The sequence below is a fragment of the Anaerophaga thermohalophila str. Valhall genome (genome assembly GCF_000250735.1).
GTDB lineage: Bacteria > Bacteroidota > Bacteroidia > Bacteroidales > Marinilabiliaceae > Anaerophaga > Anaerophaga thermohalophila_A.
This window is the reverse complement of sequence record NZ_AHZV01000099.1, coordinates 1-12,636: the sequence shown is the minus strand read 5'-3', so window position 1 is coordinate 12,636 and position 12,636 is coordinate 1. Positions and strand designations below refer to the sequence as shown.

Sequence of the window (12,636 nt, the reverse complement as noted above, 5' to 3'; positions counted from 1 at the left end):
ATCGCCTTCTCCGGCCGATACCTTAGGTGCCTGGATGGGTTGTGGCGATTTCTGTTGTTGAGGCTTTTGTCCTGATGACACAGATTCTGCAGGTTCTGTTGACGGGGTTTTTTCTGATCCGCGTGTTTCGAGATATTTCAGAATATCATCTTTCGTAACTCTTCCATCCTTTCCACTGCCGTTTATGGTATCCAATTCTTTGAATGAGATGCCTTCTTCCCTGGCAATACTCTTAACCAACGGAGAATAAAAACGATCACTTTGTTGCTTGTCTTCAGATTTATTTTCTTCTTTCGCGGCTGGTTCTTCTAGCGACTTTGGTTCTTTTTCAGGAGTGGATTTCTTAGTCCCTTGTTGCTTATCACTTTTAACTTCTTCCTGATTTTCAGTATCTTCCCCCTCATCATCTCCTTCTCCTTCAAGATCGATAATGGCAACAGGTGTTCCCACGGCAACCACTTCGTCGGTATCAAACTTGATCTCCTTAACTGTCCCGGCTACCGGTGATGGTATTTCGGAATCGACCTTATCAGTAGCAATTTCAAGTATCGGGTCATCCTCTTCAACCTTATCACCTACTTTGACAAACCATTTAGTGATGGTAGCTTCTTCTACACTTTCGCCCATTTTGGGCATTTTTATTTCAAATGTTGACATATCAGTTGGGTTTAATTTTTGTAATATACAGATTGCAAAATTAAAATTTTTATTTATTTAAAACAAATCCAAATAAAAATAAGTTGTTGTTGTTCATTTGTTTTACATGAAAACCACTGTTCGCTCCATTTTGTTCAACGAACGGGGTCATTTTGAAAACATGCCTGTTCACTGCCATTATTAACAAGATGACATAAAAAAACCGGCATCACCATAAGGCGATACCGGTCAAACCTAAAATCTAATCTGTTCCGGGATTAGAGACTATTGCCAAAATCTTCCTTAAATTTTGCTACCAATTTGTCGGGCCATTCGTTTACAGGAGCAAGACGTCCCATGAAAAATCGTAAAACAGCCGGTTCTTCAACAAACTTCAAACCACCCACGAGTTTGCGATTCTTATAGAGCCAGTGAACACGATCGATAAGAAACTTAGTTTGAGACAGGGTGAAAACCCGTCGCGGAAATGCAAGGCGCAGTAACTCCATATCAGCCAGAATATCATCGCCGTTTTCATCCCGCACGCTGGAGATGGTTCCTCTTTCCATTCCACGGCAACCTGAAATGATATAAAGAGCAGCTGCTAAGGCACCGGCGGGGTATTCCTGCTGTGGCACATGAGGCAGGAATGACATAGCATCGATGTGACATCCCAACGCCCCTGCAGGCGTTATCACCGGGACATTTCTTTTGTCGAGTTCTCTTACTGCATATTCAATAAAAGATGGTGACTGATTAATAACCGTCTCATCAGTGGTTTCCTCCAGCCCAACGGCCATGGCTTCAATTTCGCGTACAGACATTCCTCCATAAGTAAGAAACCCTTCATAAAGCGGAACGAGATCACGCATTTTAAGAAACAAATCATGATCATTTGTGCAGATTCCCCCTCCACGCGTTGAACTAACCTTTCGGGAAGAAAAATAAACTATATCGGCAAAATCGCACATCAATCGTAAGATATCTTTAATGGAAGTATTCTTAAACTCAGGTTCACGCTGCTTGATAAACCAGGCATTTTCTCCTATAAGACTGGCATCAAGAACCATCATTATACCATGTCTGTCTGCAACGGCTTTTACATCACGCATATTTTGGATTGAAAAAGGCTGACCTCCAATCAGATTGGTAGAAGCTTCCATTCGAATAAAAGGAACCCGATCTGCTCCATATTTTTCAATAAGGGCATTCAGCTTATCTATGTCAATATTTCCTTTAAACGGATTGTCACTTTTAATTTTAAGCGCTTCATCGGTATAGATTTCAAAAATCTTTCCTCCGTTCAACTCCATGTGTGCCTTGGTGGTGGTGAAGTGATAATTCATGGGAATGACATCCCCTTTTTTAATAAACACCTGAGAAACAACATTCTCGGCTGCACGTCCCTGGTGTACCGGTAATATATATTTTTTGCCGAATACTTCCTGAAGGGCTTTTTCCATTCTATAGAAACTCTGGCTTCCCGCGTAAGCATCATCGGCTTTCAACATGGATGATACCTGATTGTCGCTCATAGCATTAGTGCCGCTGTCAGTAAGCATATCCAGGAAAACATCTTTGGTGTTTAGTAAAAAAGTATTGTATCCTGCCTCATTTATTGCCTTGAGGCGGTCTTCTACCGGGCGGAGAAATAATTTTTGAACGATGCGGACTTTGTGCATTTCGACCGGGAAGGTCTCATCTCCGAAAAATTTAATGGTTTGACTTTGCTGGGTTTCCATAAATTTTTTGCGTATTATTTTTTATTGTTTTTGAAAATTATTTTAAAACTCTCTGAGAATGAAAAAATATGCATTTTTTGGATTTTTACTGCAACCACAAGTGGTTGAATATAAATGGCTTACTTTGATTTACATCTTTTAAATAAAACCGAATAATGCGGATTAACACCTGCAGCTCAAAATGTCTTTAATTTCAAAGAAATTTGAAGAAATTAACTATAATACAACACAAAATTAGTGCTTATTTCTTAAAATAAGTGATGTAAGTCATTTTTTATCAGCCGGGCTTTCTTGTTTATTTTGAATAAAAATTAGAAAAACATGCATAAATTGTTTTTGGGGAACGATCCCGTAAAGGAATTTTATACAACTTTTTTGTTTCTTAAGAGTATACATGTACAAGAAAAGGATTTTGCAGTCTTTTTATTTGATTTAAATTGTCTTGTGCAAATGCTCAACCTGTCCGTGGTTTTCTGCACGTATTTTCGATTAACAGAAATCACCTGGCAGGTTTGGCGTTGGCACTAAAAACCCTGGCCTTTATAGCGCATTTTCTGACGTTTGTAGCATTAGGGGTTTAGAAATGAAGTTTTCAGGGGTTGTTTTAGTTTTATTTTTGTTGGGATTACCTGCGAAATCGCAGGTCCCGGAATTGAGGTTTGTAGATTTACCTGGAGAAGACAAATTGTCGAGCCAATTTACCACCTGCATTACCCAGGACAAAACCGGGTATATTTGGATTGGTACTGTGGACGGTTTGAACAGGTATGACGGGCACCAGATTAAAGTTTATCGTAATCATCTTGGCAAATATCCCAATCTTGCAAACAATAATATTCGTTCGCTCTTTTGCGACAGCCGAAACCGTCTTTGGATAGGTACGATATGGGGTCTTTCGCTCTACCGTCCCGATTACGATTCGTTTCAACTTATGTCTTCTACCGCCAATCCGGCAGGATTAACCAGCTCATTTGTTTATCAGATAGATGAAGATAGTTTAGGAAACATCGTTGTTGCTGCCGGTAATGGTCTGTTTTTGTATGATGAATCGGAGGAATATTTCAAACAAATTATTGATGTTGAGGATGGACACATAGCCACCTTTTGTTTTGATGACGCAGGCGGCCTTTGGCTTGGGCAGGAAAATGAAGGTGGTTTGAAGTACGTTTCACCCGAAAATGGTTACCAAAAGAAATCTCTTCCATCCTGGCTTAGCGAAACAGACTCGCTTGACTTGCGCCACATGACCATAACCGATATAGTGACTCAGGATAGCCTGTTGTGGGTGTCTACACTTGGCAATGGGCTCTTTAAGCTAAACTTTCGGAGAAAAGATATAAAAAGATATCTGACAGGACATTATGAATCATTTGTTGTAGATATTTATAAGGATAATAAAGGAAACATTTGGTCGTGTGATTATACCGGTTTAAAATTTCATAATCGACCTTCTGATTCATTTGTTGGCTATTATCCCGATCCTGCCAATGAATATTCCATACAAAAAAATCCGATACGTATTTTTCAGGATCATCAAGACAATTATTGGGTTATTTACTCAGAAGCAGGCTTTGATCTATCAGCAATTGAAAGGGGATTTCAGTTGTTTACTGACGATTCTGATAGTTATTGGCCGCTGTCCGACATAAATGTTACGACGATATGTGAAGACGCTGAGGGCAATTTATGGTGTGGCGGCTATAACGGGGGTATTACGGTATTTGACTGGAATGAAGGTGTCACAAAAACTTTTCACTTTTCAGAGGATGATACTTGTTCGCTCGCGGATGGAAGTATCTTTGATATTCATCTCGACAACCGGAATGATATCTGGATTGGCAGTTATTTCGGCGGCCTTCAGAAATACGATTCGCAAAAAAATTGTTTCATCAGCTTTGTCCACCATCCAGATGATATTCAATCCATTGGTGGTAACGATGTACGGGCTATTGAAGAAGACACGGAAGGAAATTTGTGGCTGGCCATACATGGTGTTGGTGTTGATTATTTTAAAAAGACAGAAGGAGTATTTGAGCATTTCACACCCGATAACAGCGACCTTTCAGGAGAATGGACAACCGATGTTTTGCTGGACCATCAGCAAACATTGTGGGTTGGTACATCGAACGGACTAAACAAACTCAAAGAAGGAGACAACAAGTTTAAGAGCTATTTATTTTATGATCAGGACAAAGACCCCCGGACTCTTTACAGTAATGAAATTGTTTGTCTTCATGAAACTCCTGACAACAAACTCTGGATCGGCACTACGAGCGGGCTTCACCGGTATCACCCCGGGAATGATGATTTTTCATATCATTCATATGATTTCAGCAATCAATATATCTGTAGTATTGAACACGACGAATACGGAAATTTGTGGGTCAGCACACACGGTGGATTGACCCGGTATAATCCTGAAACGGGAGAAGTATTCAATTTTGATGTGGGAGACAATTTACAATCAAACGACTTCAATCCCAGGTCTTCTTACTATGATGGCGAAAAGTATTTCTTTTTTGGAGGTCCGTCGGGCCTAAATTCCTTCGCTCCCGACGAAATTAAATACAACCTCACTCCTCCCACGGTAATACTGACCAATCTGAGTATTTTCAATGAGCCCGTCACAAAGTACGGGGAAGATCAGCCGCTTAAAAAGCACATTAGCAGTGCTGATAAAATAAGACTTTCATACTCAGACAAATTGTTCTCCGTTGAATACACGGCCATCAATTATATTGCACCCGAAAAGACCAGGTATGCTTACAAACTCATTGGTTTTGAAAAAAAGTGGCATTATGCAGGTAACAAGCGGGAGGCAACTTATACCAATCTTAATCCGGGCACATATACTTTCAAAGTTAAGGCCGCCAATAACGATGGAATATGGAACCAGGAAGGCGCTTCCATTCAAATCGAAGTTCTTCCTCCATGGTATATGACAACGTGGTTCATTATTCTGGCCGTAACAACTGTTTTCACTTTACTCTATTATGGGTACCGGCTTCGAACCGGTGTGCTCAGAAGACAAAAAGCGGCTTTAACCGAACTTATTAAGGAACGTACCAAAAAAATCGATGAGAAAAATCAAATGCTCAGAAAAAGGGCATTGGAATTGGATCAAAGCAACCAAAAACTGGAAAAGCAGAAGAGAACAATTGAAATTCAGGCACATGAACTGAAAAAGCAGGCCGACAAGCTCACAGAAAGCAATGAAAACCTGCAAAAACTGAACACCACCAAAGACCTACTGTTTTCTATCATCGCACATGATGTAAGAGCACCGTTTAATACAATTATCGGGTTTTCCAGTCTTTTGAAAGAGATGGCTGCCGAGGGGGAAACCGATATGATTATAGAATATGCCGGATATATCCACGAATCGGCCAACCAGGTATTGGCTTTACTCGAAAATCTCCTGTACTGGGCCCGCTCTCAGACCAACGAAATCATTATTAATCCTGGTATTGTTCACCTCAAAAAAATAATCGACGACAATGTTAAGCTGCTGAATGAAAGTGCAATAAAGAAAGGCATTAAAATTAATACTTCAGAGGTTGATGAAACCGTTGAAATGGAGGCAGACGAAGATATGATCAAAACAGTCATCCGAAATCTGGTGTCTAACGCAATAAAATTTACACCACCAAACGGGCAAATTTTTCTTTCCACCTATGCAAAAAATGAGTATTGCATTTTCAGAGTAACTGACACCGGCACCGGCATTCCGCACAAAGAAGTTGAAAAACTGAAAAGTTCAAGTTTCTTAACACCCAAACCCGGCACAAGCGGAGAAAAAGGGTCTGGTCTTGGTCTCACCATCTCCAGAGAGTTTGTAGAGAAACATGGTGGCAGGCTCGTTGTAGAAAGTACTATCGGAAAAGGAAGTACTTTCGGTTTTGAAATTCCTTTGAAGCAGAAAAAGTAAACCGGAATTTTCAGAATCCGAAAAGAGAAAAAATCGTGATAAGAGAATGATATTTTTTCTATTTTTGTGACAGAAAAGTTGGTCGGTTACCGGAAGGTCAGACACATCATAAGCGGAAATAGCTCAGTGGTAGAGCATCAGCTTCCCAAGCTGAGGGTCGCGGGTTCGACTCCCGTTTTCCGCTCATTATTAATGCCTGTCTATAAAGTTGGAAAAGTTTTCTACTTAAATCGTATGTCTGTTCAGAAAGTGTCATTTACAAGGCTTACGAAGTCCGAAAATACGCAGTTTACTCATCGTAAATGAGTAATTTTCGGACGAGCGTAACACAGTAAATGGCACTTTATGGACAGAAACTAATTATTATACATTGGCCACTTTTATTATATCTGCAAACACCCCGGCTGCCGTAACATCGGCTCCGGCACCGTAACCCTTGATTTGCATGGGATGTTCGAAATAGTGTTCCGACCAGATTAAAACAATATTGTTGCTTCCTTCAAGATCATAAAACGGATGATGCTGATCAACTTCCATCAAGCCCACTTTTGCTTTTCCATCCGATGTCATCCGGGCAGCATAGCGCAATCTTTTTCCTTCCGAAACGGCTCGTTGTCTTCTGTTTTCGAAGACATCATCCAATTCTTTGACTTTTGCCATAAATTCTTCCAGTGACGGTAAATCAAGATAATCCTGGGGAACAAAAGGTTCCACTTCCACTTCCGATTCTTCAAGATGGTAGCCGGCTTCCCTTGCAAGAATAAGGGACTTTCGGACAACGTCGGTTCCGCTTAGATCAACTCTGGGATCGGGTTCGCTAAAACCTTTTTCTTTCGCTTCCACAATAACCTCTGACAAAGGTTTATCTTCCGACAGCGTATTAACAATATAATTGAGGGTTCCGGAAAGAACAGCTTCAAGCCTGACAATTTTCTCTCCACTTCTCACCAGGTCATTAATGGGTGCTATAATTGGCAGTCCGGCTCCCACATTTGTTTCAAAGAAAAACCTGACACCTTTTTTACGGGCGGTTTCTTTAAGCTTGCGATAAGTCTCGAAGGAAGAAGAGCTGGCAATCTTATTGGCCGTCACCACCGAAATATTGGCTTCCAGTAACGACAGGTACAGCCCTGCAACTTCTTCACTGGCACTGCAATCCACAAAAACACTATTGGCCAGGTTCATTTCAATAATTCTGTCGCGAAACTCGTTGACATTACCCGGAATACCTTCCTTTTCAAGCTTTTCAACGACCGATGCCGCATCCAGACCTTCATTATCAAAAATCATCGATTGCCGCCCTGCGAGTCCTACCAACCTTATTTTTAAGCTGTTTTCACTCATCAGTTTCGTGGTTTGTGTTGCTATTTTGTGGATAAGCTTGCTACCAACAGTCCCTTTTCCGACAACAAACAGGTTAAGACGGGAATAATCAGAAAGAAAGAAAGATTCATGGATAACGTTCAGCGCTTTTTTTATGTCTTTCTCTTTGATCACAAAAGAGATATTGAGCTCTGAAGCACCCTGGGCAATAGCATATACATTGACCCCATTCTTGCCAACACTGTTGAACAACAAACCGGCTATGCCTGTGGTATGCTTCATATTTTCTCCCACAATAGCCACAACGGCCATTTTGTCATCAACAATAATATTACTGATATGGCGGTCGGCCAGTTCACGACTGAATTCTTTTTCGATAGCTTTTCTGGCTTTCTCCGTTTGGTGACTATCTATCACTATACTGATACTGTTTTCGGAGGAGGCCTGAGAAATAAGAATAACATTAATCTCGCGGGCAGCCAGAGAAGCAAACAGGCGCATTGAAATACCCGAGACGCCAACCATGCCAATTCCCTGAATGGTGAGCAGGGAAACATCTTTAATCGAAGAAATGCCCTTTATCTGGCGAGGGCCCGGAGTTTCTTTCACCTTATCGATCAGAGTACCAGGGGCCTGCGGATTAAAAGTGTTTTTAATGGTTATGGGTATATTTTTTTGATAGACAGGCAAAATTGTGGGTGGGTAAATAACTTTAGCACCAAAATGCGACAGTTCCATGGCTTCGGCATAGCTGAGGTGATTTATACAATAAGCCCTGCTTATGACTTTGGGGTCGGCTGTCATAAATCCATCCACATCGGTCCATATCTCAAGCATTTCAGCATCAAATGCCGAAGCAAGAATAGAGGCAGTATAATCTGATCCGCCCCGCCCAAGAGTTGTATTTTCTCCTTTTTTATTGCTACTTATGAACCCCGGGAAAAGGGAAAGTTTTCCAAGTTGGGGACGTACTTCTTCGAGCAATTTATAAGTCGTTGACAAATCGGCCTGGTTACGTCCGTATTCTACATAGGATTTTATGTATAACCGGCTGTCGAACCATCGGGCATTAAGATATGCCGCAATTATTTTGGACGACAGCCTCTCACCTATTCCTGAAATACCGGAAAGACTCTTCTCACTTAATTCGCGGATCAGAAATACTCCTTTATTGATTGACTTGAGCTCATCAAACTCAGGAGCAACATTTTCCTGAATGGCCTCACGCGACCTGCTGTCCGGGAAAAGTTGATTGATGATCTGCTGATGATCGCTGATTATTTTATCAACCTCGGCAGCATAAGAACTGTCACCTTCGGCAGCCTTATGTGCTGCACTGATAAGTCGATCAGTAATACCTCCGATAGCCGATACTACAACAACAATCTGTCCTTCTGTAGCATCTATGATTTTCTTAACTTTAGCTATATTATCGGCTGAGCCGACAGATGTACCCCCGAATTTCAATATCCTCATAAAAAACTGTCCCTTTTTATTATTTCAACACTTTAAATGATAAATATCAATATCTTCTTTATCAATATTTTATATAATTATATGTTTTGGCTATCATCAATTAATTGTCCTTATTAAAAAAACTAAACGCAGAGTAATCCTTTGTTAATACTATGGATTCGGAAAAACGTTAAGTTTTATTGTCAGAGAGTTGTGATTCTCCTTCTCTATTCAATAAATGAGTTTGGCAACAAAGATGCTTTTTAGACCGGACTCATAGATAATTAATTACCAGTCATTTTTAAAAGTTTAACGGAGTATTGACCAATAATTAGTGCCTTTCTATCAATTCGCAAAAATTTTCACAATATGTGTGTCTGTTCAGAAAGTGTCATTTACAAGGCTTGCGAAGTCCGAAAATACGCAGTTTACTCATCGTAAATGAGTAATTTTCGGACGAGCATAACACAGCAGATGGTACTTTATGGACAGACACTAATTAACCTGATTTATTCATGAATTTTCGTGATGAAATGTTCAAATATCAAGAAATACAAGAAACCGCAGACAAATTTGAAGCAGGAAATAGTGAACTATTTTCAAATCAAATTTGACGAGGACACTTGTATTTCGCCGATAGTTGAGCATTGGAATAGATTATTTATGAATAAAGCAGGTTAAATCCTTATTATTTCGAATTAGCAAATGTAGAAAAAAAACGGGTGAAAACATGATAAATGTTATCGACCTGCTAAAAAATCCTTTAAATTGTAAGTTTATTCAACAGATCATTAATCTGGGCCTGTCTAAAAAGTAGGAAAAGTTTCCCACTTATCATGTGTCTGTTCAGAAAGTGCCAATTTCAAGTCTTGCGAAGTCGCCAAAAACGCAGTTTACTACTCTTAAATGAGTATTTTGGCGGCAAGCGTAACACAGCAAATGGCACTTTATGGACGGACACTTATTAGTGCCTGTCTATAAACTTGCAAAATTCATACAATATGTGAAATACTACTGTCAATACTCCGTTAAATTTTTCAGATGTCTGGTAAACAATTGTTTAAATAATCAATGGCTCAAACCCTAACGCTCTCATAATAAAAACCTCGCGTCATTGCGTCTCTGGGTTTAGGCTTTTTTAACTGACTATTGACTGTGATATAAAGCAAATAAGATAAAACAGGAAAAATAGCTTTGGGGTTAAATTACAATGACTAATTTTGCAGGCTGAAAATTTATAAAACATGACATTTAAAGAAGAGATTAAGCGGCGAAGAACATTTGGAATTGTGAGTCACCCCGATGCTGGAAAAACTACTCTTACCGAGAAATTTCTTTTGTTTGGAGGTGCTATTCATGTTGCAGGCGCTGTTAAATCCAACAAAATAAAAAAAACTGCCACATCGGATTTCATGGAGATTGAAAAGCAGCGTGGTATTTCAGTGGCTACTTCGGTTATGGGATTCGAATACAACGGTTACAAAGTAAACATACTTGATACACCTGGTCACCAGGACTTTGCCGAAGATACTTACCGTACGCTGACAGCTGTTGACAGTGTTATCATTGTTATTGATGCAGCAAAAGGCGTGGAAGCTCAAACCCGTAAGTTGATGGAAGTCTGCCGTATGCGTCACACCCCTGTCATTGTTTTTGTCAATAAAATGGACCGGCCGTCACGCGACCCGTTCGAGATACTCGATGAAATAGAAGAAGAACTGAAAATTAATGTTCGTCCTTTGAGCTGGCCCATAGGGAACGGTCCCGATTTTAAAGGAGTATATAATCTTTTCGAAGAAAGCCTTTATCTGTTCAAACCCAATAAACAAACGGTTGAAGAAGGTCTCAGTCTCAATATATCCGACAACGGTCTGGAAGAAGAAATAGGTGAATCTTCGGCCGGGATTTTGCGTGAAGAGCTGGAACTGGTCAATGGTGTCTATCCCGAATTCGATAAGTCGCCTTATCTCGAGGGTAAACTTGCTCCTGTGTTTTTCGGAAGTGCACTGAATAATTTTGGCGTCAGGGAGTTGTTGCATTGCTTCCTGGAAATTGCACCCCCTCCCCGTCCGTCTGTTGCCGAGCAACGGAAAGTAGAGCCGGATGAAGAAAAATTCAGCGGATTTGTATTTAAAATCCATGCCAATATGGACCCGAACCATCGAAATCGTATTGCTTTTGTAAAAATTTGTTCAGGACACTTTCAAAGAAATACCAACTATAAACATGTCCGCCTTGGAAAGCAGATGAAATTCAGTAGCCCGACGGCTTTTATGGCCGAAAAAAAATCCATTATTGATGAAGCTTTTCCCGGCGATATTATAGGAATTCCCGACTCTGGAAATTTTAAAATAGGCGACAGCCTGAGTGAAGGAGATGACTTGGTTTTTAAAGGATTACCAAGCTTTTCTCCGGAGCTTTTCCGTTACATAGAAAATGCCGATCCCATGAAATCGAAGCAGCTGGCAAAAGGAATTGACCAGTTGATGGACGAAGGCGTTGCGCAGTTATTTGTCAGTCAGTTCAATGGACGAAAAATAATCGGAACTGTGGGAGCGCTGCAGTTTGAAGTTATCCAGTATCGGTTGCTTCATGAATACGGTGCTTCTTGCCGTTACGAACCCATCAATTTGTACAAAGCCTGTTGGCTGGAATCTGAAGATAATGAAGAATTGGAGGATTTTAAAAAGAGGAAAAACCAATATATGGCGAAAGACAAATTCGGACGTGACGTTTTTCTTGCCGATTCGGCCTACATGCTTGATATGGCCCGCGAAAATTTTAAAAATATAAAATTTCATTTTACTTCGGAGTTTTAATGCCAGGTGTTTTGATTTTTTTCTGTTAAGACTAACTTTGTTTACACAAAATCACCGTTCTTTCTGTAGTCAATGTTAACAGAAAGAACTTTCAATTTTTTTAAAGGATGATTACAGAAGGTTTCTGGTACAGTTGGGTACTTATTCCGGCATTGATATTTTTAGCCAGGGTAGCAGATGTAACCATTGGTACTGTCCGTATTGTATTTATTTCCAAAGGATTAAAAATACTCGCTCCCATACTTGGCTTTTTTGAAATATTCATCTGGCTTCTTGCAATGACGAAAATTTTTCAGAATCTTGACAATTGGTTCTACTTCATTGCTTACTCTGCAGGTTTTGCCACCGGAAATTACATTGGGTTAATCATTGAAGAAAAACTTGCATTGGGTTATGCTAATTTACAGATAATCACTCAAAAACCGGGAATAACCCTTGCTAAAAAATTAGCTGACCAGGGATACGGGGTAACCTGGCACGAAGCAAACGGGTCTCGTGGCGAGGTAACAGTGATCTATTGCGTGATTAAACGTTCGAATTTTAAGCATGCCACAAGTTTGATAAAAGAGTTCAATCCGAAAGCTTTTTATACCATTGAAGATGTGCGTTTTGCCAATCAGGGTGTTTTTCCGGTTCGAAGTCTGGATAGAGGCATTCATCAGTTCCCCTGGAGAAAAGGGAAATAACATACTATTTAGAGGCTTCTGAAAAAGTCAGCAATCTATTTCAAATG

The 12,636-nt window shown here is 40.1% G+C and carries 6 protein-coding genes and 1 tRNA gene; 4 read left to right on the top strand and 3 right to left on the bottom strand.

The genetic code is table 11. From position 1 onward, the window contains the following. Positions 1–657 (bottom strand): biotin/lipoyl-containing protein (locus OQ5_RS0104705; RefSeq protein WP_016776373.1); only part of this gene is annotated, 657 nt, incomplete at its 3' end. A 257-nt stretch (positions 658–914) separates the two neighbouring features. Further along, on the bottom strand, positions 915–2,378 hold the full coding sequence (locus OQ5_RS0104700; protein ID WP_016776372.1) for a tryptophanase: 1,464 nt from the start codon (positions 2,376–2,378) through the stop codon (positions 915–917). Between the two features lie 583 nt (positions 2,379–2,961). Between OQ5_RS0104700 and OQ5_RS0104685 the strand changes: the two genes are divergently transcribed. Together OQ5_RS0104685 and OQ5_RS0104680 are read left to right on the top strand one after the other, a co-directional pair. Further along, positions 2,962–6,306, top strand: coding sequence for a sensor histidine kinase (locus OQ5_RS0104685; protein ID WP_016776370.1), 3,345 nt, complete (start codon positions 2,962–2,964; stop codon positions 6,304–6,306). 112 nt (positions 6,307–6,418) lie between these two features. Further along, positions 6,419–6,490 (top strand) — tRNA-Gly (locus tag OQ5_RS0104680). Positions 6,491–6,669: 179 nt separating this feature from the next. Here OQ5_RS0104680 and thrA read toward each other — a convergent pair. Beyond that, positions 6,670–9,105, bottom strand: coding sequence for a bifunctional aspartate kinase/homoserine dehydrogenase I (gene thrA, locus OQ5_RS0104675; protein ID WP_016776369.1), 2,436 nt, complete (start codon positions 9,103–9,105; stop codon positions 6,670–6,672). Between the two features lie 1,223 nt (positions 9,106–10,328). Here thrA and OQ5_RS0104665 point away from each other — a divergent pair. Both OQ5_RS0104665 and OQ5_RS0104660 read left to right on the top strand, forming a co-directional pair. Next, the gene (locus OQ5_RS0104665; protein WP_016776367.1) at positions 10,329–11,903 is read left to right on the top strand and encodes a peptide chain release factor 3; all 1,575 of its coding nucleotides are present in this window, start codon (positions 10,329–10,331) and stop codon (positions 11,901–11,903) included. A 107-nt stretch (positions 11,904–12,010) separates the two neighbouring features. Then, positions 12,011–12,589: a DUF2179 domain-containing protein gene (locus tag OQ5_RS0104660; protein ID WP_016776366.1), complete on the top strand. Its 579-nt coding sequence runs from the start codon at positions 12,011–12,013 to the stop codon at positions 12,587–12,589. The last annotated feature ends 47 nt before the right edge of the window (positions 12,590–12,636 follow it).

Bases quoted from the DNA above. Each gene is read 5' to 3' on its own strand.
- OQ5_RS0104700 (WP_016776372.1), bottom strand. From the start codon at position 2,378: ATGGAAACCCAGCAAAGTCAAACCATTAAATTTTTCGGAGATGAGACC.
- OQ5_RS0104685 (WP_016776370.1), top strand. From the start codon at position 2,962: ATGAAGTTTTCAGGGGTTGTTTTAGTTTTATTTTTGTTGGGATTACCT.
- thrA (WP_016776369.1), bottom strand. From the start codon at position 9,105: ATGAGGATATTGAAATTCGGGGGTACATCTGTCGGCTCAGCCGATAAT.
- OQ5_RS0104665 (WP_016776367.1), top strand. From the start codon at position 10,329: ATGACATTTAAAGAAGAGATTAAGCGGCGAAGAACATTTGGAATTGTG.
- OQ5_RS0104660 (WP_016776366.1), top strand. From the start codon at position 12,011: ATGATTACAGAAGGTTTCTGGTACAGTTGGGTACTTATTCCGGCATTG.